This is a genomic window from Paenibacillus sp. V4I3, from assembly GCF_030817215.1.
Taxonomy (GTDB): Bacteria; Bacillota; Bacilli; order Paenibacillales; family NBRC-103111; genus Paenibacillus_E.
In genome coordinates this window covers 130,055-153,780 of the sequence record NZ_JAUSZA010000001.1, presented here as the reverse complement: position 1 = coordinate 153,780, position 23,726 = coordinate 130,055, and the positions used below count along the sequence as shown (strand labels likewise).

Genomic DNA, 23,726 nt, shown 5'->3' with positions numbered 1-23,726 from the left:
GGCAGTTAGTACAATGATGTTTATTAAGAATACGCTTACGAGAAGCGCTTACGAAGTAAGCTTTTTATACGAACAGCTTTAGGAGGACGGACATGTACAAGCTGCTATTAGTGGATGACGAAGAGGACGTGCGGGAAGGTGTCGTCCGTGAGATAAATTGGGAAGCTATTGGCTTTGAAGTTGTAGAGAAGGCGGAGAATGGAAGGGAAGCGCTGGAAATGGTTGAGCGTCTGCAGCCGGACGTGGTTGTGACGGATATTCAGATGCCGTTCATGAATGGGCTTCAGTTGGCAGAAGCGGTCCGTGAGCGCTTCCCAACGATTAAGCTCATCATCCTTACGGGGCATGATGAGTTCGAATATGCCCAAAGGGCGATTAAGCTTCATATTGATGAATATGTACTGAAGCCTTTTTCCGCGCAAGAGCTGATCAATGCTTTGCTGAAGGTGAAGGAGCAGATTCAGGAAGAAGTGTCCCATCGGGAAAATGTCCAGCTGCTGAAGGAGCATTACCGCAAGAGCATGCCTGTGCTTAAGGAAAATTTCCTGGCGACCCTGATGAACCGGAAACTCCCGCGCGATGAAGTGTACGAGAAGGCCGCGAACTATGGGATTGAGCTCAGTGGGAATAGCTATGTTGTAGCAGTCCTGAGCATCGATGGGGTGCTCATTCATGAAGAGGATTTGGAGAATCGCAGTGAGTTGGCGAAGTCCGTTTCTTTGAAATATTCCGAGGATCAGGCGCTGAAATATTTTGCCCTGCTCAATATTACCGAGGAGATTGCCGATAAACGGCGTCTTGGCCTTGTTTTTATGCATAACGATCAAGTGGTTGTACTAGCTGCGAGGGAGAGCACAGACAGAGGAGCTGCGCTTCAAGAAACGATGAAGGTGCTGGAAGAAGTACGGCAGAACGTAGAAAAATATTTGAAGTTTACGCTGACAGTTGGGATTGGAACCGTTATGAAAGATGTAACCAAGATTAGCTATTCGTATGAAGATGCCGTGTTGGCGCTGGATTACCGGCTTATCTTAGGCAACAATCGCATGATCTACATTGATGATGTGGAGAAGCGGAACGTGGAGAAGATTCGTTTTGATGATGTGAAGGAGCATGCCTTGACGCGCTGCATTAAGGTCGGGACGAGCCAGGAGATTCGGGAGACGATGGACGAGCTTTTTCAAGGGTTAGAGGGCGGTGTTTCCGTTAAGGACTACCAAATTTATTTACTCGAAATATTGACTTGTATCCTGAAAGCGGCCAAGGACTCGAACCTTAACGTCGATGAGGTATTTGGCGATCATTTTATTCCTTTTACAGAGATAAATAAATTCACATCCTTGGAAGAAGCCAAGCATTGGCTTGCCGAATTATGTGCCAGCATGATGAATCATATCGCGACGGATCGTCAATATACGTACAAAAATCTGGTCGAAATGGCCAAGGATTATACGAAGAGCCACTATCACGAAGGTGATATCACGATTAATAAAGTGTGCGGCCACCTGCATATTAGCGCGGGGTATTTCAGCAGTATTTTCAAGAAAGAGACGAAAATGACCTTCGTGAACTATTTGAACCATATTCGTATGGAAGAGGCCAAAGAGCTCTTGCGTTCAACGGATATGAAGGCTCTGGAGATCGCGGAGAAGGTTGGCTATGCCGATGCCAATTATTTCAGCTTTTCGTTCCGTAAAAATGTCGGGGTTTCCCCAAAAGAGTACCGAAATAACAGTTCCAAAGGGCTTTAGGGTTAAAGGGGTGGGTGGTAAAGCTTGAAACGTAAAGTGAGAACACTATTCGAGGCTTTGTATAACGTATTGCTGGACACGATGAGAGTGAAAAGCATTCAATTTACGATTACGATGTCGTTTATTTTGATTACGGTGATCGTTATGTTGATCGTCTCACTGGTGCTTTATAATAAATTTTCTAGAACCGCAGAAGAGAGTGCTTTTCTGAATACGCAGCAGGTGATCGAGCAGGTACAGTTTAACTTGGAACACTATATTAAAGGCATGGCGGATACCTTCGAGGTGGTCGATGCAAAAATCGCCAAAAGCCATGGCATTCCAACGGACAAGCTGCTCGAGCAGTTGGAAACGATCGCGAGTACGCGCGAGGATATCGTCTCCATTCATCTTTTTACAGCAGATGGCGGACTAGTAACCGGCATTCCCACGACCGAGATGCGCAAAAATACGCGACTTCTTGAGCAGTCGTGGTTTAAGTCTGCGCTGGATAATCCGAACCATCTCACTTTTTCCCTGCCGCATATACAGAATCTGTTCAAGGATCCATACAAATGGGTCGTTTCCATGAGCAAAGGGGTTTCCATTCAAAAGGATGGGAAATGGGTGGAGGCTGTGCTGCTCGTTGATGTTAATTTCAAGACATTGGATGACGTGTTCCGCACGGTTTCTCTTGGCAAAAAAGGCTATGTTTACATCATCGACGACTCTGCCGGTAACATTGTCTATCACCCGCAGCAGCAGCTTATTTATATTGGTTTGAAGTATGAAAATGTGGAGCAAGCGCTCAAATTCTCGTATGGAAAATACATGGATGTCAGCGATGGTGAGTCGCGGCTTAATGTGGTCAGGACGGTTAATAACATCGGTTGGAAAATTATTGGCGTCTCTTACATGGATGAAATGGTTACAACACGCAAGGAAATCAGTACGTTCATGATTTGGCTTCTCGTGATTGTCCTTGTTTTCATTTTGTTGATCTCGTCATTCATGTCTGCGCGCATTTCGCAGCCTATTAAGCGACTTAAGAAGTCGATGGAAATGGTCGAAAAGGGCCATTTTGACACCTATATTCATGTTCGGGGCGCTGATGAAGTGGAGCAGCTTTCGCGGAGATTCAATCTGATGGTCTCGCGGGTTCGTGAGCTGATGGATCAAAGTATCCATGAGCAGGAGACGAAGCGGAAGAATGAGCTGGAGGTACTGCAGTCTCAGATTAATCCGCATTTTTTGTACAATACACTCAATTCCGTTGTTCGCATGGTGGGTAATGGGAAGAATGAAGACGTCGTCAAAACCATCACGTCGTTGTCTAAGTTTTTCAGGATTTCGCTGAGCAAAGGTAAGAATATTATTACCATCGGGGAAGAGATCGAGCACATTCGGAATTATTTGATCATCCAGAAGATGCGGTATAAAGATAAGTTCGATTACGAGATTCAGGTGGATGATGAGGTGCTGCCCTACAAGACGTTGAAATTGATTTTACAACCTTTTGTGGAAAATGCACTTTATCATGGCATTGAATATATGGTGGACGAAGGCCTCATTCACATTTCGGTCAGCAAGATCAATGAGAAGATCCTATTCGAGATTCGGGATAACGGTGTCGGAATGTCGGAAGAAACGCTCAAAAACATCCTGACCGGTCATGTGAAAAGTGAAAAAGGGTCTGGGGTAGGGCTGCGAAATGTGCATGAGCGCATCCAGTTATATTTCGGTTCGGAGTATGGGGTCAAGGTTGAAAGTGAGCTGGAAGAAGGAACTACCGTCAAGATTTGGATTCCTTTATTTCTTGAAGATGAATAGGAAGGAGAAGCCATGGATAAAACAATGAAAGTAAGACCGCTTCTATTTGCCGTCCTGGTAGCCGTCATCTCCATGTCCTCCTGTTCCAAACAAACGGAGACTACACCAACCGAGCAGAAGAAACATTTGGAGGTTGTACTCCGAAGTCAAAATGGAGATTACTGGAAGACGGTGAAGATCGGCGCCGAGGTGGCCGCGAAGGAGTTTGATGTTACGCTGGATTTCCGTGCACCAGGCGATGAAGCGGATGTGAAGGGGCAAATCGCTTTAATGGAGCAATCAATCAACAGTGGACCGGACGCCATTGTGTTGGCTCCTAACAGTTATAAGCAATTATCCGAGGTTGTGAATGATGCGTCAATACGAGGAATTCCTGTCATCACGATCGACTCTGAAGTGGAGACACGCAAAGCCAAGAGCTTCATCGGGGCTAATAATTATGAGGCTGGACAATTGGCTGGCAAACAGCTCATCAAGCTGGCTGGGACAAGCGGTGATATTGCTATTGTTAGCTTTATGCAAGGAGAGCGCAATACAGAGCTTCGGGAACAAGGTCTTTTGGAGGAATTATCCAAATATCCTGGTGTTAAGGTGATTGATAAGGTTTACAGTATGACTGACTATGAGCTTGCTGCGCAGCTAACCCGTAACATGATGGAGAAGCATCCCCAATTAGACGGGATTGTTGCTCTGAATGAAATCTCGTCCATTGGCGTTGCGCATGCGATTCAGAGTATGAACCTGCAGGACAAAGTGAAAATCATCACATTTGATAGTACCTCCGAAGAGCTGGAGCTGCTGCAAGAGGGTGTCATCCAAGCGACGATCATTCAGAACCCATTCAGTATCGGGTATTTGGGTGTAAAGAACGCGGTTGAAGCTTCGAATGGGAAGAAGGTGCCCAGCCGCGTGGATACAGGGATTAAAGCCATTGACCTGGGTAATATGTTCTGGTCGGATAATCAGAAGCTGCTGTTCCCTTTTATAAAGTGATGAGAATTTTGATAGAACACATGAGGATATTGCATTTGTTTTGGTGTTTTGATCCAGTATAGTAGGGAATGTAAATAATAAACAACACACCTTTTAGGGAGGGTCTTACCTTGAAAAAATTGATTACTCTTGCAGTAGCAGGCGCATTGGTTGCAACCGTGGCAGGCTGTGGCAATAAAGCAGCAACACCTTCACCAGCTCCAGCAGCAACTACAGGTGCAGCAGCAACTCCAAAAGCAGCAGACACAGCAAAAAAACCAACAATTGGTGTAGCTATCTACAAATTTGACGATACATTCATGTCTGGTGTTCGTGCCGCGATCTCTGATGCTGCTAAAGATAAAGCAACAGTTGAAATCGTTGATAGCCAGAACTCACAACCAACACAAAATGATAAAGTCGATCTTTTCATCACGAAAAAAGTAAACGCTCTAGCGATTAATGCAGTTGACCGTACAGCGGCAGGCGTTATCATCGACAAAGCAAAAGCTGCAAACGTTCCAGTTGTTTTCTTGAACCGTGAGCCACTTGCTGACGACATGAAGAAATGGGATAAAGTTTACTACGTAGGCGCTAAAGCAGAGCAATCCGGTACGATGGAAGGCCAACTGCTGGTTGACTATTTCAAAGCTCACCCAGAAGCGGATAAAAACAAAGACGGTAAAATCCAATACGTTATGCTGAAAGGCGAGCCAGGACATCAAGATGCTGAGCTTCGCACGAAGTTCTCCATCCAAGCGATCACAGACGCTGGTCTGGGTGTAGAAAAAGTAGCGGAAGATACAGCTATGTGGGACCGCGTTAAAGGTCAAGAAAAAATGGCAGCATTCCTAGCTTCCAGCGAAAGCAAAATCGAAGCTGTTCTTGCGAACAACGATGATATGGCTCTTGGCGCTATCGAAGCTTTGAAAGCAAAAGGCTATTTCAAAGATAATAAATTTTTACCGGTTGTAGGCGTAGATGCCACAGCTCCTGCTCTTCAAGCGCTTAGCGATGGCACATTGCTCGGAACGGTTCTGAACGATGCGAAAAACCAAGGTGCAGCAACAACGAATGTAGCAGCAGCACTGGCTAACGGCAAAACACCTAGCAAAGAAACAACTGGCTACGATGTAACAGACGGTAAATATGTATGGATTTCCTACAAAAAGATTACAAAAGCTAACATGAACGAAGCGAAGTAATCCGAATAGAAGCGGGCAAGAGCAGCGATGTATCATACGCGGGCGCTCTTGCCTTCCTTATTTGGGAACCCATGCAAAGGTAAAGAGACAACGAAGAAAGCCTTCACTTTGTGGGGATTATCGTGAGCTGTAGGGGGAGTTACCATGACTGTACATGACTATTTATTGGAAATGAATCAAATCTCCAAAGAATTCCCCGGCGTCAAAGCGCTGGATAACGTTACCCTCAAAGTTCGCCCGGGAAGCGTGCATGCGCTGATGGGAGAGAACGGTGCGGGCAAATCGACGCTGATGAAATGCTTGTTCGGTATTTATAAGCCGGATGGTGGAGAAATCAAATTGAATGGCGAAGTCGTTTCCATTCAAAGTTCGAAAGATGCTTTAGCAAGCGGCATTTCTATGATCCATCAAGAGCTTCATCCGGTTCCTCATCGTAACGTAATGGAGAATATTTGGCTTGGCAGATTTCCGCTAAAAGGGATCGGACCTTTGAAATTAGTGGATCACAAGAAGATGCGTAAAGATACAGAGAGTTTGTTCAAACAGCTTCAGATGGATATTAAGCCGGATACCCTGGTAGGGACGTTATCTGTTTCTAAGGTACAATCCATTGAAATTGCCAAGGCTGTGTCATTCAATTCGAAAGTTATTGTTATGGATGAGCCGACTTCTTCACTAACGGGTAACGAAGTTGAGCAGCTGTTTCGCATCATTCGCGACCTGAGAAGTCGTGGCGTTTCGATCATCTATATTTCACATAAAATGGAAGAAATTCTCGAAATTTCAGATGAAGTGACGATTATGCGCGACGGTACCAAGATCGGTACGTGGGCATCATCGGAGTTAACGACCGACATGATTATTTCGAAGATGGTCGGACGAGATCTGAAGGAGCGTTTCCCTGAGCGCAGCAATGTGCCGAACGGTGTATTAATGAAAGTCGAAGGACTGACTTCAGTCATTCCAAGATCATTTAAGAATGTATCCTTTGATCTACGTAAGGGAGAGATTCTTGGAGTCGGCGGTCTTGTTGGTGCTCAGCGGACAGAGTTGATTGAAGCTTTGTTCGGGATGAGAGGAGTTGCTTCCGGCAGCATTTCCATGCATGGCAAGCAAGTGAAGCTCAAGTCGCCGATTGATGCCATTAAGCAGAAAATCGCTTTGCTCACGGAAGAGCGTCGCGTAACGGGTATTTTCCCCGTATTATCCGTTCTTGAGAACACCGTGATTGCGAATTTGGGCCGATATATGAATCCACTAGGCTTCATTAACGAAGCTAAACGTAAAGTAGAAGTCGAACGGAGTATCGAAATGCTTCGGGTGAAGACGCCGAATATGCACGCACTGATCAAGAACCTGTCAGGTGGTAACCAACAAAAGGTGCTGCTTGCCAGATGGCTGCTCACAGAACCGGACGTACTTCTGCTTGATGAACCGACACGGGGAATTGACGTAGGTGCTAAATTCGAAATTTACTCCATCATCGCTGACCTTGCGAAGCAGGGGAAAAGTATTATCATGATCTCTTCTGAAATGCCCGAACTGTTAGGGATGTCAGACCGAATCATGGTCATGTGTGAAGGACGCCTTACAGGCATTGTAGAAGGAAATAAAGCAACTGAAGAAGAGATCATGCGCCTTGCTGCACAGCATATGGCATAATGGAGGGGGCCAAGAACCATGAGTACGAAGACAGAAACATTGAAATCCAGAGACATTAGTGGGTTCGTGACCAAATATGCAATTTACATCGTGTTAGTCGTGTTAGTTATCGGTATCGCGATATATGATCCACGCTTTTTATCCGTAAATATCCTTCGTGATATTTTACTGCAGTCATCCACGCGCGTCATTATCGCCTTGGGTGCGGCATTCATCTTGATCACAGGGGGAACGGACCTTTCGACTGGACGTATCGTCGGCTTGACCGCCGTTATCTCCGCTTCCATGCTGCAAACGCAGGAGTATGGAAGAAGATTTTTCCCGAATTTGCCAGAGCTGCCATTGATCGTACCGATCCTTCTTGCGATTGCAGCCGGTCTATTGGTAGGTCTGATCAATGGGATCATTGTTGCAAAATTCAAGGTTCCACCGTTCATCGCAACTTTGGGTACGATGGTAGCTGTCTACGGAGCTAACTCCTTGTACTTTGATATGAAACCGAATCAGTCACAGCCAATTGGCGGATTGAGACCAGATTTCAGTCAGCTGGGGACAGGCGCGATCGGAACCGGTTCTACTTATTCCATTCCTTACATTGTCATTATTGCCATTGTCGTATCTATCATCGTTTGGATTGTGTTCAACAAAACGAAGCTGGGGAAATATATGTACGCCATCGGCGGCAACATTCACGCGGCAGTCGTTTCAGGTATTAACGTAAACCGTTACCTCATCTACATTTACGCGATTGCTGGCGCTTTATATGGTCTAGCAGGGGTGTTGGAAGCAGCAAGAACAGGTGGCGCAACGAATAACTACGGGAATATGTACGAGCTAGATGCGATCGCAGCTTGCGTCGTCGGCGGTGTATCCACTTCCGGTGGTATCGGGACTGTACCTGGTGTTCTTGCAGGGGTATTAATTTTCAGCGTTATCAACTATGGTTTGACGTTTATCGGAATTAGTCCTTACTGGCAGTTGATTATTAAAGGTGTGATTATCGTAGCGGCTGTTGCCTTCGATATGCGTAAATACATGAATTCGAAATAATAATTAAACACCATGACGCTCCATTTGGTTATAGGTAATAAAGTGAAACAGGCTGTCGCAATTTAACGACAGCCTGTTATCCTGTATGAAATGAAAGCGATTACTGACGTTTTAGGAGGGCATACTCATGGCAAATCATAATTCGACTAGCTGGAGAAAGAGACTATTTTCAGTTTCTTTGAGAAGTAAGATTGTAGGCACATTTATTATTGTATCTTTACTCGTTGCAGTAACCAGCGGCATGTCGTATACATACTTGAATAAAGTGGATAGCTCCTATTCCAAGCTCCTGAATGATAATGTCACTATTCTTCGAAATGTTTCTGAGATTAAAGAGAAAACGCAAATACAGAACAGTATGCTGTTCGGATACGTTTTAGACCCAACGAAGGACAAAGAGAAGCTTTTGACGGAAATGAACGGAACACTTTCTTCGATCATTACACAGATGGGAGAGGTTTCGAAGAACGAGGACGAGCAAAGTGCTATCCAATCCATGGCAGACTCGAACATGACATTTGCTCGTCTAGTGAAGAAAGTGACGGAATACGCCGACAAAGGGAATGTTGCTCTAGCCAAAGCGGAAGCGATGCAGTGGGCTATTCCGACAACGGAAACATTGACACAGGCTGCCGCGAAGATTGAAGAGTTGGAAAGGAACGTCCAGGAGGAAGCTTCTGCCCGCAATCATGATGTGGTTGTATCGACCGTTCAAACGTTGATCTGGGTCAGTGTAGCAGCCTTTCTTTTCGCCTTGGCCATCGGCCTCTTGCTGTCCCGCATGATTGTTAATCCCATACGTTCTATGGTACAAGCAGCCGAACGAATCGCAGCATGCGATTTAACGGTTGATGACATTAACGTGAAGAATAGGGATGAATTACGACATTTGGCTACCGCTTTTAATCAAATGAAAGCCAATCTTCATCGCTTAATTAGTCAGGTAGGCAGCAGTGCCCAGCACGTCGCTGCTGCATCGGAAGCGCTCAGCAGCAATTCTGAGCAAGTTAGCGAGTCTTCGGAACGAATTACATACACCGTCCAGGACATTTCGATGGGTACGGATGCACAAGTACGCAGTGTGCACTTGGGAGTCTCTATCATGGAGGAAATGTCAGCAGCCGTCATTCAGATTGCAAGCGTCACGCAGTCGGCTAATCATCAGTCTTTCCTCGCACAGCAAGAGGCTGGGGAGGGCAATGCGGCTGTCGAGACAGCGATAAAGCAGATGAATGCTATCTATCAAAAGATGAAGGAACTTGCTGAATCGGTACAGAGGCTCGGTCAACGGTCTGAACAAATCGTCCATGCGAACGCGATGATTGCAGGTATTGCGCGGCAGACGAACATGCTCGCGCTCAATGCCTCCATTGAAGCGGCACGCGCCGGAGCCGCTGGTAAAGGCTTTGCGGTCGTCGCCGACGAGGTCCGCAAGTTATCTATGCAGACGGGAGCAGCGGCGGAAGAAGTCGCTCATCTTGTTTCCAGTATTCAGGATGAAACAAGAGAGGTTGTCAGTTCCACCGAGGCTGGGAGCCGAGAGGTGCAGACGGGACTTGAGGTGGTCGGCGTAGCGCGAGATACCTTCAAACGTATTCGCGATGCGATGGACGAAGTTGCGAGGCAGATCGAGGAAGTGGCAGGAAGTTCGGCCGCTATTTCCGAGAAAACACGCGCAGCCGTGGATGTGATTCGCGCGATTGATGAAGTAGCCGGACAGACCGCTGCGGGAGCAAGAAATGTTTCTTCCAACATCGAGGGTCAGTACGCAAGCATGGAGGAGATCGTCTCCTCGGCGACAGTACTGAACAGCATGGCGGCTGATTTGCAGACCTTAATCGGAAGATTCCGCGTGTGAGGAGTATAGCTGACTCCAATAAGGCTCTTAGGACGTGAAACGGCGAAATAACGAATCCTCGTTCCTCTTAGCTCGTGAGAATGGGGTGTGGTTTCGAGAAGATTCCGTTGCACAAGCTGTAAAGATATTTTTCATCGTTATAGATGCGAGGGGATGTGGAATCGTGTCTGTAACTATATATTTCATCTTTACATACGAGAAGATGGAGGATTGGTATCTATTCGAGTGAGTGATAGCAAAGAGAAGTTCGTTCCCTATACTCAAACGTAGGCAGAAAAGAACCTGGCCATCGGCCAGGTTCTTTTTATTATAGTGCTTAATCACGCACTTCTACGATAAGTTCAATTTCCACCGGTGTGTGAAAAGGCAGATCACTCGTACCAATCGCTGAACGAGCATGTTTGCCTTGCTCGCCGAACACAGCCACTAACAAGTCAGAAGCGCCGTTGATGACATAGGGCTGATCACCAAAGCCCGGAGCGCTATTGACGAAACCGAGCATTTTCACGATTTTGACAACACGATCCAAGTCTCCAAGATAGCCCTTCATAACCGCTAAGCAATTGATAATGGTTTGACGGGCTGCTGCTTGACCTTGCTCGATCGTTACTTCGCGGCCAAGTTTGCCTTCGTACATAAGTTCACCGTTAATACGGCAATCCTGACCGGATAAATAAATGAGATTCCCTGTTTGATTGCAAGGAATATAAGTGAATCGCGGTTCCGGGGATGCGGGAAGCGTGATACCTAGGTCTTGTAGACGTTGTTCAATTTGAGACATAATGTTGACCTCCAAGTCGAATGGTGATTAAATCGGCAGTAATGCTGCCTGATTGCTTACTCCAACATACCTCGTGCAAGCACCGGAAGCGGCTCATACGCATCACCGCGCTGCATAAAAACCTGATTATGCAGGTTGACGGTGCTGCAAATGTGATTAGGAATAATACGCAGCTTGTCGCCTACCTGTATGTTGGTCGCCTGGGCGAGAGGCCCAAGATCAAGCATGCCATGCTCTTCTGATAAGCGAATGAGAAGCGCATCCTCTAGGTTCATGATGTGGCCGAACCCCCGCAGCTGAAGCGGGTCTGTGCCCGGCTGCACATCGGTAGCGAATGTTTTGCTGCCGCCATCGATGATCGCGAGATCCGCCGACGGGCGGCTAACGACGGTGACGAGTACGCTGCCTGCGCAGTCTTCGATGCCGCAAAGGCCTAAGCGGGCTTGCATCCGATCGTAGTACACGTAGGTGCCTGGGCGGACCTCCGTCACGCCTTCTACCGCAGCGGCGGAAGCGGCCGTCGGTGTGGATCCGACGCTAACGTCCGTGATAGCGATGCCCTGCGCTCTAAGACGCTCGGCCAGCTGCGCCATCAGGGTGCCTTCTTCTTGACCGGCTGCAGCCACGTCGAGAGTTGGCTTGCCTGCAAGCAGGGAGCCGCGAAACGTGTAGATGCCGGTCAGCCGCAAATGCGGCATGCGGGCGATCTCCGCGGCGAGCGCTGAGGCCTGCTCGTAGAGTACGCCGGTTCTGCGAAAGCCGGTATCGATTTCTAGCCGGACTTGCAGCGAGTGGCCAAGTCGGCTAGCGCACTGCTCTAATTGTTGAGCGCCTGCTAAGCTATCGACGCCGACGATCAGCTCGATTTGCTCGCTTAAGCGAATCGCTCTTTCAATCTTGCTTGCGGTTACAAGTGGGTAAGCGATGAAAATATTGTTAACGCCACCCGCCGCCATAACCTCAGCTTCGGACACTTTTGCTACCGTGATTCCGACAGCGCCAGCCTTAATTTGTTGGAGTGCGACGGAAGGGAGCTTATGCGTTTTCGCATGCGGACGCAGCTTCACATGATGTTTGCTGATGACATCAGCCATTGCTTGAATATTTCGATCCATGCGTTCTGTGTCAATAAGCAGGGAAGGTGTCTCCAAATTCTCCAACGTTTTCATCATCCTTCCACACTCTCTTTCACGGCACTTTTGCCTTCTTCTAAGTGGCTATAAAGGGTATACTTTGAGATATTCAAATAGGTACAAATCTTCTCGCCACCTTTTTTAATAAGAAAAGCACCTTTCGCATCCAGAAGTTGAATCATGCGCATTTTATCTTCCTTGGTCATGACCGCCACGGGTTTGCCAACTTGCTCTTGTGCTTCTTGAATAAGGGCATCGAGCAGATCGCTTACACTTGTAACGAACGATTCCTTTACTTCTGTTTGTTCCCCAGGACGTATAAGCGTCTGCAGCGTTTTCTCCGCGATCATCAGCTCAGTAATATCGTAATTAATACACAGCGAGCCAATGATAGTACCTGCTTTATTTTTCATATACATCGAACTGGAGCGCAGAATGCGACCATCTTTGGTTTGTGTTAAGTAGTTAAACTTGTTATCGTTTACATGATTTCCCCGCAGCAGCTCCAGACCCAGATTCGTTCCGGGATCTCCGACTTTACGTCCTGTGATGTGACCATTCGCAATCGCGACGATGGAGCTGTCGTAAGGACCTGTCAAGTCATGCAGCACGACTTCACAGTTGTCTCCGAATTGAGCGGCAAGTCCTGTCACAAGTTCAGTCAAAAACCCGAATTCATCTTGAATTGATTCCATGTCTGTCATCTCCCCTTGTAAGGTTATTCTGAGAAAAATGGTAACACAAACATATTTAATGTCAAACAAAAAGTTTGTTGAACTAAAAAAAAGTATGATTTTCTGCCGATGCTCATGGTACTATGTAAAAAAGATCACTGTAAGACCGAAGGAGGGATCACCCATGAGACGCTGGTTTGCCAAATCCCTGAAACGTAAACTGTCTTTGCTTATTTTATTCGCAGTTGTATTACCGTTGCTTTCCATGGGGATCGTGTCCTATAGCATCGCAACATCGGTGACGGAGGATAAGGCGAAGCAGGCGGGGATGAACACACTGAAGCAAATGTCAGATAAGCTTGATTTTGTTATTCAAGACGTTGAGAATATGTCGGTGTTTCTGATCGGGCAAAAGGATATTCAAACGTATCTCGATAACGAAGAAGGGGACGTCAACAGCTATTCACTTATCGTGGGCACCCTATGGAATTTATCATATTCCAAAAAATACATCTCCAACATTACAATTACACCGAAGAACGGCAACCCTGCTCTTTCTACAACGACCATAACCAACTCGGGATTATTTCCTCTCTCACAGCAATATGAATCCGTTTACAGGCCAGCTTCAAAATGGTGGTCTCCGCTGTATGAAATTCAAACATCGGACGGACCGAAGAAGGTCATTTCACTAGTCAGACCCATTCGTGATGTCAGTACTTTCAAGACGTTAGGTACGCTTACCGTTTCGCTCGATCAGGCAGAGATCGAGCGTTATTTGACAGGTGCAGGCTGGGAAAGCAGTGGATTCGTTCTTTTGTTAGATCAATATGATCAGATCATTTCGGGTGGCGATCCGAGTTGGTTAGCACGAACCGTCGGAGAAGTTTTTCCGAAAATGGGGGATCTAGCGGCTGCAAGCAGTGTGCTGAACGTAAGAATAGGGGAACAACCGCATACGGTTTTGTATAATCCTATTCCTCGATTAGGTTGGAAATTAATTGGTTTCATCCCTACACAGATCTATCAAAAGCAAAATGGTTACGTACTCACAGTGACAGCTGTTACGATCGTAATTGCCCTGCTGCTCGCTATGGGGATGGTACTCTACTTCTTGCAATGGGTAACGAAGCCTTTGATGAAGCTGACCAAATATTTGAAGGATCTGAATCCAGACGAGACGATTCCTACTTATGAGGTGAAAAGCGTCGATGAAGTCGGACTACTGGTCCACAGTTATAATAAGCTGAGTGAACGGATAGGTAGACTGAAGGATCAAGTGCAGCTGAACGAGGCGATGAAAAAGGAAGCGGATATTATGGCTCTGCAGGCGCAGATCAATCCGCACTTTTTGTATAATACTCTATCCTCGATACATTGGATTGCCTTGATGAATAAGGATCGTCAAATTGCTGAAATGGTGGGCGCGCTCAGTGATTTCTTAAGATTTAGTTTGAATAAGGGCGAGGAGTTTTGTGCCGTTCAGCAGGAAATTTCTCATGCACAGAATTATGCCTATATACAAGCTATTCGCTTTCCAGACCAGTTTGAGATTGAATTTTTTATCGATCCCGCGATGGTGCAAACCTCAATGCTGAAGCTGCTTCTACAGCCTCTGATTGAGAACAGTCTTATTCATGGTATCCAGAAGAAAAAAGCGAAGGGTCACGTCTATGTGCACGGAGAACGGCAGGCTAGTCAAATGAAATTCGTTGTTGAAGATACCGGAATAGGCATGGATGAGACGAAGCTTCGTGAGATTCAAGATCAGCTCGCTTTGGCCAATCGTCAACTAGGTATGCTAAGCGAAGTCGCTAAAGAAACGAAGATAGCTGTTACTAGCTACGGACTCATCAATGTTCACCGAAGATTGTTATTGCATTATGGAGCAGAATCTGGGCTTATTGTTGAGAGTATGCAGGGTGTGGGGACGAGCATTTCATTTTCAATTCCTCTTGGGACGGGAGAACTAGCGACATGAGAATCTTGATTGTAGACGATGAGGTTATTATACGAACAGGTCTTTGTACCGTCATTGATTGGAAGGAGCTTGGTCTAGAACTTCTTCCGGCCGCCGCTTCTGCTGAAGAGGCATTAGAGCGCATTCCTGAAGAGAAGCCGCATATTGTGCTGACCGATATTGGTATGTCAGGTATGGATGGAATCGAGCTTGCACGCGAGGTGAAAGCGATGCTGCCGGATACGGAGATCGTTATCCTTACAGGTTACGATGACTTCAGTTATGCCCAGCAGGCACTGCGCGAAGGTGTGACTGATTACTTGCTGAAGACCAGTCGTCCAGAAGAGATTATTAAAGCTGCGCTGAAAGCGAAGCAGAACATTATGGATAAATGGGAGTCGATCAAACAGGATAATCTTCAACAGGCTGCACTGCGCAATCAGTTGTTGGAACGGGTGCTGGGTCGAGGCTTGAACGATGATAGCGAAGCTCAAGAGCAGCTGCAAGTATGGTTTAGCAAGAATGGTATAGTTGTTCACCCGGAGTCAGGTGAATCTGCAGCGATGCAAGTTCTCCTTATCTCTGTGTCCGGTTGGGGGGAAACGCCTATCTTGGAGCTTCTGCAAGGAGCCGCAGAGAATATCCTCTTCGAGCTGCTCCCGTGTGTTACGCTCATGAAGAAGGACCATTTGTTGCTTGTAGTGCGTCACGAAGTCGGGATGACCGATCCAGCTGGGCTCACAAAGGCGCTTAAGCGCGTTACCGAAACGCTCAAATGCTCGGCTTTTGCAGCGCTTGGAACCGTAACGCAGGATTACGAAGGCCTTCGGGAATCTTATCGTGCGGCGAAAGAAGTTTTTGCTTACCAAGGGCTGCTCGGTGCACAAGGACTGTTTACGGTTGAAAATATCAGGGAGCGCAGCGGTGGTCGTACGGTTTGCACGGAGAAAGAGGAAGCGGAGCTTACGGCGATCTTGATGAGCGGCAATGCCACAGAGCTGAGACACTGGGTGAACCAGAAGGTGCGAGCTCTGCTGGAAGATGCAGCAGCGACGCCGCTTACGGTGCAGGGCTATTTGCAGTCGATGATCATAGCGGGTCATCGATGGCTTGAACGGGCCAGTTCTTCTCAAGAGGGGACTGTTCCTCTTAGCACACTGCCTACCTATGAGGGGGAAGGGCGTCCCGAAGATGAAGTCTTTAAGGTGCTTTCTGCCGTGATGACGCGTTTTCATCAAGGCTTGGATCAGAATCGCTACGCTTATATTCACAAGTCTATTGCCTATATCCGGGACAATCTGCATCAGCCGATTTCGCTGCAGCAGGTGGCTGGATTCGTGCATGTGAATCCCAATCATTTTAGCGAGGTGTTCAAGCGGGAGACAGGCTGTACGTATATCGAATTCGTCACTCAGGAACGGATGAAGCGCGCCGTGGATATCCTCCAGGGTACTCAGACCAAAGTCAGTGATGTTGCTAGAAGAGTTGGTTATGAAGATATCAAATACTTTACGCAGCAGTTCAAAAAGTATACGGGAAGAACGCCGTCTGAATTTCGACAAGGGAATAAAGACTGAATAATGTCCCCCTCTGCGCCGAAGTTTCTCCCGTACCCCCTCCTGAATATGTCCTCTATACTAAAGTTCATAGAGAGAGCTTGAGCTTATGTATCTACGAAAACTTTTAGGAGGTCCAAACAAATGAAAAAGTCATTGATCGTTACACTGGCGGCAACGATGTCATTAGCTTTATTAGCCGGTTGTGGTTCAAGTGGAACAAAAGAGGGTGCTGCGGGTACCACATCTCCCAAATCGACAGATGCAGCCAAACCAGCTGAGAAAGTGAAATTATCGATTTGGCACAACTATACAGGCGAAGATCTTCGCGCCAAAACGATGCGTGAATATATGGAGAAGTTCAAGAAAGATCACCCGAATGTCGAGTTAGATATACAGGGAATCCCGCCCGATGGTTACCGTCCACGTTTAAAAACGGTAGCAGCCGCTAATGAAATGCCAGATCTATTCGTGATGTGGCCAGGTGTCATGACCAAGGAATTCGTCGGTGGTGACTTGATTCAGCCGATTAATGAGCTGCTGGACAGCAAAGCGGAATGGAAGAATGGTTTTATGCCAGGGTCGTTTGATGATTTCACCATCTCAGGCAAAACTTACAGCGCACCGATGGCTCTATCTCCTACTTCGATCCTTTACTACAACAAAGAAATCTTTAACAAATATAATGTACAGCCGCCTAAGACATGGGACGATCTCATGAAGCTGGTGGATACGTTCAAAAAGAATAATGTTACACCAATCGCACTTGGTAACAAAGCAGCATGGGTTGCGCAGTCCAGCATTCTCAGCTCACTTGCAGACCGTGTGACAGGTACGGAATGGTTCCTGAAAGCAGTGGATCAGAATGGCGCCAAATTTACGGATCCAGAATTCGTACAAGCCTTGATGTATCTTCAACAGCTTGGTAAGGCTGGGGCTTTCCAAGAAGGCTTCAACAGCATTGATAACACACAAATGGAACAAATGTTCGCTCAAGGTAAAGCGGCCATGATGATCGATGGTGGTTGGGCATTACCGAACTTAGCGTCGAATACGTCCAAAGAAGCATTAGCTAACATGGCTGTTACCGTTCTGCCATCCGTGCCTAACGGCAAAGGTGATCCGAGCTCTCTTTCAGGCGTAGTGGGAACAGGTCTTGGAATGAGTAAGAAAGTTACCGGCGCTCAGAAAGCCGCAGCCTACGAACTGATCTATGCCTTGTCTGGCCCAGAAGCACAGAAAGCCATTTTGGAAAGCAACCAGCTCGTTAGCTACAAAGTAGATTTGGATACAACCAAAGTATCTTCCTTGTTTGCAGAAGTGTACAAAATGATGAACACGGTCAAGAAAACGCCAGTTTACGATGGCAAGCTTAGCTCCGCTAGTGCCGATGTCGTGAACAATGGTCTTCAAGAGCTACTTATGGGCGGCAAGCCTGAGGATATTGCCAAAAAAATTCAAGACGCGCAAGCGAAAGCCGTCGGCAAATAAAGTACGGCCACAGGACTCCAGCCAAAGCCCGGCTGGAGCCTTTTTTCAAAAAAAGATAGCAAGGAGGGAAGTTATGACCGTATCCGCTAGAATAAGAGGATTCATTACCATAGGGCTGCTTCCGGCCTTAGTACTCTATCTGTTTTTTGTCATTGTACCGATTTTCTGGTCGGCATACTACGGCTTTTTCGACTGGAAAGGTATCGGGGCAGCCAAATTTATCGGGTTTGACAACTACGCAGAAGTGATCCAAGATCCAATCTTCTGGAAAGCTTTTAAAAATAACATGCTTATCGTTGCAGCTTCCGTTTTCGGTCAGGTACCGATTGCTATGGTATTAGCGCTTCTCCTCATGCGCAGTACGCTATTTCAACGTGTCATTCGAGCCTCTGTCTTTATGCCCATGGTGCTGTCTTCGGTTGTTGTCGGGATCATCTGGGGATACATTTATCACCCGCAAATCGGTATTCTCAACTTCTTACTTGAGGGAATCGGGCTTGAAAGCTGGAAGAAATCTTGGCTCTCCGATCCGAAAGTATCGATGTTCGCGCTCATGGTGCCGATCATCTGGAATTATATTGGTCCCTACATGATTATGTTTATTGCCGCTCTACAGAATATTTCACCGGAGATTGAAGATGCTGCTCAGCTGGACGGCGTGGGTCCGGTTCGCAAGTTGTTTGCAGTCACACTGCCTATGATATGGGATACAGTCAAGGTAGCCGTCGTGCTATGCATATCCGGAAGCTTGAAGGCGTTCGATCTCATCTATGTCATGACGGGCGGTGGACCGGCACACTCCACGGAACTGCTTGCTTCTTATATGTACAACAGCACATTCAATGTGTATCGTTTCGGTTTTGGCAGTGCCATTTCTACGGCAATTATTATTCTTAGTTTGTTCTTAATCGTTGGCAGCCAATATCTCATGAAACGAGACTATCGTTAGGAAATAATTTCTCTCAGGAGGGACATCTATGGAGCAGGTTGTATCGATGCAGACGGGTTTTCCCGCTGGAGGTAAGAAGCGAAGAGGGTGGGCGCGCGTTGTCATCAACATCTGTTTGACCCTGTATGCACTTGTCACGCTGTACCCGTTGATTTGGTTATTTATGAGTGCTTTAAAGTCCAATGAGGAATTTCATTCGCGGCCCTTTTTACTGCCGACGGTTTGGAAATGGGACAATATCGTTCGAGCATGGAAAGTATCGGGTATGGGTCTCTCGCTCTGGAACTCTACCGTAGTGACAGTGGCCTCGCTCGTGCTGACCTTAGTTATTGGAGCACTGGCAGCCTTTGTTTTATCACGGTTTGAATTTAAATTAAAGCCATTTTTAATGGGCTTATTCCTACTCGGAATGCTCATTCCGATCCATAGCACACTCGTACCACTTTTTATTATTATGAAAAAAATCGGCCTTCTGAACACGTACGGTGCACTCATTTTACCTTATGTGGCCTTTGAACTGCCATTAGCCATCTTCGTCATTGCGGCTTATTTAATTACGATTCCCAAAGAAATTGAAGAAGCGGCGTTAATCGACGGCACGGGCTATTGGGGCATTTTCTTTCGGATGATGCTTCCGCTTAGCTTGCCAGCTCTCTCTACGGTAGCGATCTTAGGATTTTTACGATTTTGGAATGATTTTGCGTTCGCACTAGTCTTTATTAGCAAGCCTGCGCTTAAGACAGTTCCGCTGAGTTTATCTGCTTTTGCTACGGGGTATATGACCGATTACGAATTGACGATGGCTGCACTTGCCATTGCCGTACTGCCAACCATTATCGTGTTCTTATTGTTCCAAGAGCAGATTATGAAGGGAATGACGGCTGGTGCAGTCAAAGGATAACGAGTTTTAAAACAAATAATTAATGGTGCGAATTAATAAAATCGCCATCCTTGGACTCCGAAAAGATCCTAAGGGTGGCGATTTTTCTTTGTGTTTATGACAATCCCTCAAGTTTTGATCAACAATCAATCGCAAAAGTACAACAAATTGCTGCATTTGATTTCAAAGGTTTTATTCAAATTTCCGGTAAGGCAAATAAGGAAAATGAAGTGTTTTCTGTAGAAGTAGCGGTAATGGCCATGTGCAATTTGGTCCTTTCTGGAAACTAGAGGATGCAAAAAAGAGTCTATAATAAGACGATCTAGTTTTCTTATGAAATTTATAAAAATAATACTGGAGGATACTAATGAAAAAAAGATTGTAATTATTTCTCTTTTTGTATTCTAAGTGAACTCGGATGATAGTTGGATAACTGGAAAGGCAACCATTACTCTGATTGAGAACGGCATCGATGTGGAGTATCCTGTTTATATTATTTTCGATGGTAGCGGAGCAAACCCATTAGTAACCCGATTAGAGAGCTTGGTAGAAAGTGAAAACTTATATAAATGGTTATTAGTAGTCAAGTAGCACAAGCTTAGAGTAAACAGGTAGGGAAATAAGGAGGCAAGTTGTACTTCGTACAACAAGAATTTACTTGAGTTCTCCTAGGGTAAGCAGAAGATGTTGCATAACGTGCAACAATTTATCCTTTTTCGTGATAAAAAGCTATTTTTTGGCATGAATTGTTGTATTTTTTGCAACATTCACGCGGAAAACGTGTAATAACGTGCGTAATGTTGTACGAAATACAACATTACGCAAATGAGTAAGCAAATGATCCTACATACCACTCATGACTTGCCCTTGCGCGTCATCTCCGCAAGCCCAACCCACTGCTCCTCGGTCACCTCGAGCAGATCGTTGAACTGCCCGGCGCCCTGCAGCCATTCGCCGCCGTCGATCGTGACCACTTCGCCGTTAATATAGGCGGCGTAGTCCGAAATCAGATAAGCCGCGAGGTTCGCGAGCTCATCCTTCTCACCGACCCGCCGCAGCGGCACGCGGTTCAAGAGCTTCTCCGACAGCTCGGGGGTCGGAGCCAGTCGGCTCCACGCGCCGTCGGTCGGGAAGAGCCCCGGCGCGATGGCGACTTGCCGGATGCCGTGCCGCGCCCACTCGACGGCAAGCGACCGCGTCAGCGCAAGCACGCCGGCCTTGGCCGCAGCCGACGGTACAACGAAGGCCGAGCCGGTGGAGGCGTAAGAGGTGACGATGTTCAGCATCGTACCGCCGACGCCCTGCTCGATCCATCTTTTGCCCACTTCTAACGTGGTGTAGAACGTTCCGTGAAGGACGATATCCAGCACCGCATCCACTGCGCGCGGAGATAAATTTTCTGTCGGGCTGGCGAAGTTGCCGGCTGCGTTATTAATCAGTACATCAATACGGCCATAGTGCTGATCCACAGCGGCCACCATCTCGGCAACTTGAAGCGGGTCACGCACGTCACAGCTTTTGTAGAATACTTCTTTGCCTTCACTGCCCATTTCGGCTGCTGCTTTAGCTAACACTTCCTCGCGTCGGCTGATAATCGCTAGTTTTGCGCCTAACGTCAGAAATTTCTCGCCCATAGCACGGCCCAGACCGGTACCGCCACCTGTAATAAGAATGACTTTATCCTTCAGCAAGGTTGAATCGAACATACCAATCGCGCCCTCCATCATCAATTTACGCTGCTAATAATTAATGCTGTGAATGCTGTTCTATTGCTGCTGCCCTAGGAACGAAGCTTCGAATTGCTCGATCCGGCTTGCTAAATCTTCTGGAAGCGGGGTGCCTTTTTGTGTATGAACATCGACATAAACGCCAGTGCTGGTAGCGAAGCTCACAAGCTGTTTATTCTCCCGCTTAACAATGGCATACTGAGTTTCAATCGATGAAGTGCCGATCCGGCTCACTTTCATATAAATATCGAGGTTATCGTTAAAATGCGCTTGAGACTTGTACTCGACGCTTTGGCTGACGAGAAAGAAGGTTTTATCAGCCAGATTACCATCCGAATTTGCAAAAAATAAACCCAAACCGTTCATATACTCACAGCGGGCTTGCTCCATGTAAATGACGGAAGAAAGGTGACTCAGGTGTCCGTTCGCATCGGTTTCACAGAAACGAACTTTCGTTGGTGTATAAAAGCGGAAGCCCTCTAATTCAAAATTGTTCATTGCTATCTAGTCTCCTGTGAAATAGGTTTGATACTGCTCGCGAAGCTCGCGTTTCATAAATTTACCGACCGACGATTTAGGTATTTCGTTGAGGAACACAACATCGTCCGGAATCCACCACTTTGTGAATTTGTTTGCCAAAAAGGTGAGTAAATCTTCTTTATTGTCATCCGTTTGTAACGCAGCGTCTTTCAGGACGACGAAAGCAAGAGGCCGTTCATCCCATTTGGGATGCGGCACACCGATGACACAAGCCTCGAACACATTCGGATGTGCCATTAATGCATTTTCTAAGTCGAGAGACGAGATCCATTCCCCGCCGCTTTTGACCAAATCCTTGGCCCTGTCCACCAGCTTCACAAATCCTTCACTGTCAATAACCGCGATATCTCCGCTATAGAACCACCCGTCCTGGAACGATTCCTGTGTTCGGGCATCTTTGTAGTATTCCGTAGCTACCCATGGCCCGCGCAGTAGGATTTCGCCCATTTCCTTACCATCCCAAGCTACCTCACCCCGAGGTCCAACGATTTTCATATCAAGCCCAGGCACAAGCAAGCCCTGAGTAGCCCTCGCATCGTATTGTTCATCGTAAGAGGTCTCTTCCTGGTAGCTTTTGAGGCGGGCAACGGTAACGAGAGGACAGGTCTCTGTCATCCCATAAGCATGATAGAATGGAACCTTGAGCCGCTGCTCGTAGCTTTCAATCAGACTGCGCGGGGCAGCAGATCCTCCACAGACCACTGCGCGAAGGGATGATAAATCCACTTGCAGTGATTCCTGCACCTTAAGTGCGGCCGTCCATACCGTAGGAACACCAGCAGCAATCGTCACTTTCTCGTCTGCGATCAAACGAAGCAGGATGTCAGGTGTCGGCGAAGGTCCCGGAAGCACTTGCTTGCTGCCGAACCAGACAGACGCGAATGGAAGTCCCCAAGCATTAACGTGAAACATCGGCACAATAGGCAGAACGGTGTCGCGTTCAGAGAGTCCTAGTGTATCCGCCAGACCAATGGAGAGGGAATGCAGGTAGATCCCGCGATGAGAATACACCACGCCCTTGGGATTGCCGGTTGTCGCAGATGTATAACAGAGGCCTGCGGGAGCGCTTTCATTTATGTCCGCAGCGTATGTATACTGAGGGTCGCCGCCCTCTATCATGTTCTCATATAAATAGATTGGATGTAAAGAAGTAGGCGGCAATTCCTTTTTATCCGTCATCAAAATATAGCCTTCTATCGTCGTAAGTTGATCCTGGATTTTCTCTATGATAGGGAGTAAGGTCTCATCGACGAAGAGAAAACGGTCTTCCGCATGATTAAGAATATACGCAATATGCTCAGCGGGGAGGCGGATGTTGACCGTGTGCAGCACAGCCTCCATGCAGGGGATGGCGAAATAAGCCTCTAGATGCCAGTGGTGATTCCAGGCAAAAGTCGCAACCCGATCTCCTGGCTTCACGCCAAGTGCTTGCAGGGAGCTGGATAACTGCTTCGCACGTCTCCCGAAATCGGCGTACGTATACCGACGGATGTCGGTGCTTGTACGTGAAACAACCTCTTTTTTGGGGAACAAGGTTTGTGAACGTTCAAAGAGAGAGCGCAGCGTTAATGGGAAATTTTCCATGTGGAAACACCTCCGGGGATTGTCTGATTCTATTGTAATATATAAGCCGGAGGGACAGGATATGTCCGAAAAACAAGCGATTGTAAATAAAAAACCGACTCCGGCGCATGTGAACCATGCAGATGGAATCGGTTTAACTCTCGC

Annotated in this window: 19 protein-coding genes; 13 read left to right on the top strand and 6 right to left on the bottom strand. The window is 46.9% G+C overall.

The window, feature by feature from the left end; genetic code table 11:
• Positions 1-92 precede the first annotated feature (92 nt).
• The 7 genes from QFZ77_RS00810 (at position 93) to QFZ77_RS00780 (ending at position 10,307) form a co-directional block, all read left to right on the top strand.
• Positions 93-1,751, top strand: a complete 1,659-nt coding sequence (locus tag QFZ77_RS00810; RefSeq protein WP_307434718.1) for a response regulator — start codon at positions 93-95, stop codon at positions 1,749-1,751.
• 81 nt (positions 1,752-1,832) lie between these two features.
• Positions 1,833-3,560, top strand: a complete 1,728-nt coding sequence (locus QFZ77_RS00805) for a cache domain-containing sensor histidine kinase (protein WP_307449148.1) — start codon at positions 1,833-1,835, stop codon at positions 3,558-3,560.
• Positions 3,561-3,572: 12 nt separating this feature from the next.
• A complete protein-coding gene (locus QFZ77_RS00800; RefSeq protein WP_307434714.1) occupies positions 3,573-4,553 on the top strand; it encodes a substrate-binding domain-containing protein in 981 nt (326 codons plus the stop codon).
• Positions 4,554-4,663: 110 nt separating this feature from the next.
• Complete coding sequence (locus QFZ77_RS00795; RefSeq protein ID WP_307434711.1) at positions 4,664-5,737, top strand: galactose ABC transporter substrate-binding protein; 1,074 nt, start codon at positions 4,664-4,666, stop codon at positions 5,735-5,737.
• Positions 5,738-5,881: 144 nt separating this feature from the next.
• Positions 5,882-7,399, top strand: coding sequence for a sugar ABC transporter ATP-binding protein (locus tag QFZ77_RS00790; protein ID WP_307434708.1), 1,518 nt, complete (start codon positions 5,882-5,884; stop codon positions 7,397-7,399).
• A gap of 18 nt (positions 7,400-7,417) precedes the next feature.
• Positions 7,418-8,449, top strand: a complete 1,032-nt coding sequence (mglC, locus tag QFZ77_RS00785) for a galactose/methyl galactoside ABC transporter permease MglC (protein ID WP_307434704.1) — start codon at positions 7,418-7,420, stop codon at positions 8,447-8,449.
• Positions 8,450-8,576: 127 nt separating this feature from the next.
• On the top strand, positions 8,577-10,307 hold the full coding sequence (locus QFZ77_RS00780; RefSeq protein ID WP_307434702.1) for a methyl-accepting chemotaxis protein: 1,731 nt from the start codon (positions 8,577-8,579) through the stop codon (positions 10,305-10,307).
• A 316-nt stretch (positions 10,308-10,623) separates the two neighbouring features.
• On the opposite strand, the gene QFZ77_RS00775 is transcribed toward QFZ77_RS00780, so the two are convergent.
• The 3 genes from QFZ77_RS00775 to QFZ77_RS00765 are packed head-to-tail and all read right to left on the bottom strand — an operon-like array spanning position 10,624 to position 12,916.
• Positions 10,624-11,088 carry a RidA family protein gene (locus QFZ77_RS00775; protein ID WP_307434699.1) on the bottom strand — a complete coding sequence of 155 codons (465 nt, stop codon included), beginning with the start codon at positions 11,086-11,088 and terminating at the stop codon, positions 10,624-10,626.
• 56 nt (positions 11,089-11,144) lie between these two features.
• Positions 11,145-12,260, bottom strand: a complete 1,116-nt coding sequence (locus QFZ77_RS00770) for an alanine racemase (RefSeq protein WP_307434697.1) — start codon at positions 12,258-12,260, stop codon at positions 11,145-11,147.
• A complete protein-coding gene (locus QFZ77_RS00765) occupies positions 12,257-12,916 on the bottom strand; it encodes a helix-turn-helix transcriptional regulator (RefSeq protein WP_307434693.1) in 660 nt (219 codons plus the stop codon). The genes QFZ77_RS00770 and QFZ77_RS00765 overlap by 4 nt, the downstream gene beginning before the upstream one ends.
• Positions 12,917-13,079: 163 nt before the next feature.
• Here QFZ77_RS00765 and QFZ77_RS00760 point away from each other — a divergent pair, with 163 nt between their 5' ends.
• From QFZ77_RS00760 to QFZ77_RS00735, 6 genes are all read left to right on the top strand, one after another.
• On the top strand, positions 13,080-14,876 hold the full coding sequence (locus tag QFZ77_RS00760; RefSeq protein WP_307434690.1) for a sensor histidine kinase: 1,797 nt from the start codon (positions 13,080-13,082) through the stop codon (positions 14,874-14,876).
• Positions 14,873-16,432 carry a response regulator gene (locus tag QFZ77_RS00755; protein WP_307434686.1) on the top strand — a complete coding sequence of 520 codons (1,560 nt, stop codon included), beginning with the start codon at positions 14,873-14,875 and terminating at the stop codon, positions 16,430-16,432. The genes QFZ77_RS00760 and QFZ77_RS00755 overlap by 4 nt, the downstream gene beginning before the upstream one ends.
• A 123-nt stretch (positions 16,433-16,555) precedes the next feature.
• A complete protein-coding gene (locus QFZ77_RS00750) occupies positions 16,556-17,902 on the top strand; it encodes an extracellular solute-binding protein (RefSeq protein WP_307434683.1) in 1,347 nt (448 codons plus the stop codon).
• Between the two features lie 73 nt (positions 17,903-17,975).
• Positions 17,976-18,851 carry a carbohydrate ABC transporter permease gene (locus tag QFZ77_RS00745; protein ID WP_307434679.1) on the top strand — a complete coding sequence of 292 codons (876 nt, stop codon included), beginning with the start codon at positions 17,976-17,978 and terminating at the stop codon, positions 18,849-18,851.
• A 28-nt stretch (positions 18,852-18,879) separates the two neighbouring features.
• Positions 18,880-19,752 (top strand): carbohydrate ABC transporter permease, encoded by an 873-nt coding sequence (locus tag QFZ77_RS00740; protein ID WP_307434676.1) that lies wholly within the window; start codon positions 18,880-18,882, stop codon positions 19,750-19,752.
• Positions 19,753-19,826: 74 nt separating this feature from the next.
• Positions 19,827-20,021 carry a hypothetical protein gene (locus tag QFZ77_RS00735; RefSeq protein WP_307434673.1) on the top strand — a complete coding sequence of 65 codons (195 nt, stop codon included), beginning with the start codon at positions 19,827-19,829 and terminating at the stop codon, positions 20,019-20,021.
• Between the two features lie 564 nt (positions 20,022-20,585).
• Here QFZ77_RS00735 and QFZ77_RS00730 read toward each other — a convergent pair.
• The 3 genes from QFZ77_RS00730 to QFZ77_RS00720 are packed head-to-tail and all read right to left on the bottom strand — an operon-like array spanning position 20,586 to position 23,582.
• Positions 20,586-21,437, bottom strand: a complete 852-nt coding sequence (locus QFZ77_RS00730) for an SDR family oxidoreductase (RefSeq protein ID WP_307434670.1) — start codon at positions 21,435-21,437, stop codon at positions 20,586-20,588.
• Between the two features lie 60 nt (positions 21,438-21,497).
• Positions 21,498-21,956, bottom strand: coding sequence for an acyl-CoA thioesterase (locus QFZ77_RS00725; RefSeq protein WP_307434667.1), 459 nt, complete (start codon positions 21,954-21,956; stop codon positions 21,498-21,500).
• A 6-nt stretch (positions 21,957-21,962) separates the two neighbouring features.
• Positions 21,963-23,582, bottom strand: a complete 1,620-nt coding sequence (locus QFZ77_RS00720; RefSeq protein ID WP_307434664.1) for a long-chain fatty acid--CoA ligase — start codon at positions 23,580-23,582, stop codon at positions 21,963-21,965.
• Positions 23,583-23,726 lie beyond the last annotated feature (144 nt).

Bases quoted from the DNA above. Each gene is read 5' to 3' on its own strand.
- QFZ77_RS00810 (WP_307434718.1), top strand. From the start codon at position 93: ATGTACAAGCTGCTATTAGTGGATGACGAAGAGGACGTGCGGGAAGGT.
- QFZ77_RS00805 (WP_307449148.1), top strand. From the start codon at position 1,833: ATGAGAGTGAAAAGCATTCAATTTACGATTACGATGTCGTTTATTTTG.
- QFZ77_RS00800 (WP_307434714.1), top strand. From the start codon at position 3,573: ATGGATAAAACAATGAAAGTAAGACCGCTTCTATTTGCCGTCCTGGTA.
- QFZ77_RS00790 (WP_307434708.1), top strand. From the start codon at position 5,882: ATGACTGTACATGACTATTTATTGGAAATGAATCAAATCTCCAAAGAA.
- mglC (WP_307434704.1), top strand. From the start codon at position 7,418: ATGAGTACGAAGACAGAAACATTGAAATCCAGAGACATTAGTGGGTTC.
- QFZ77_RS00780 (WP_307434702.1), top strand. From the start codon at position 8,577: ATGGCAAATCATAATTCGACTAGCTGGAGAAAGAGACTATTTTCAGTT.
- QFZ77_RS00775 (WP_307434699.1), bottom strand. From the start codon at position 11,088: ATGTCTCAAATTGAACAACGTCTACAAGACCTAGGTATCACGCTTCCC.
- QFZ77_RS00770 (WP_307434697.1), bottom strand. From the start codon at position 12,260: ATGATGAAAACGTTGGAGAATTTGGAGACACCTTCCCTGCTTATTGAC.
- QFZ77_RS00765 (WP_307434693.1), bottom strand. From the start codon at position 12,916: ATGGAATCAATTCAAGATGAATTCGGGTTTTTGACTGAACTTGTGACA.
- QFZ77_RS00760 (WP_307434690.1), top strand. From the start codon at position 13,080: ATGAGACGCTGGTTTGCCAAATCCCTGAAACGTAAACTGTCTTTGCTT.
- QFZ77_RS00755 (WP_307434686.1), top strand. From the start codon at position 14,873: ATGAGAATCTTGATTGTAGACGATGAGGTTATTATACGAACAGGTCTT.
- QFZ77_RS00750 (WP_307434683.1), top strand. From the start codon at position 16,556: ATGAAAAAGTCATTGATCGTTACACTGGCGGCAACGATGTCATTAGCT.
- QFZ77_RS00745 (WP_307434679.1), top strand. From the start codon at position 17,976: ATGACCGTATCCGCTAGAATAAGAGGATTCATTACCATAGGGCTGCTT.
- QFZ77_RS00740 (WP_307434676.1), top strand. From the start codon at position 18,880: ATGGAGCAGGTTGTATCGATGCAGACGGGTTTTCCCGCTGGAGGTAAG.
- QFZ77_RS00730 (WP_307434670.1), bottom strand. From the start codon at position 21,437: ATGTTCGATTCAACCTTGCTGAAGGATAAAGTCATTCTTATTACAGGT.
- QFZ77_RS00725 (WP_307434667.1), bottom strand. From the start codon at position 21,956: ATGAACAATTTTGAATTAGAGGGCTTCCGCTTTTATACACCAACGAAA.
- QFZ77_RS00720 (WP_307434664.1), bottom strand. From the start codon at position 23,582: ATGGAAAATTTCCCATTAACGCTGCGCTCTCTCTTTGAACGTTCACAA.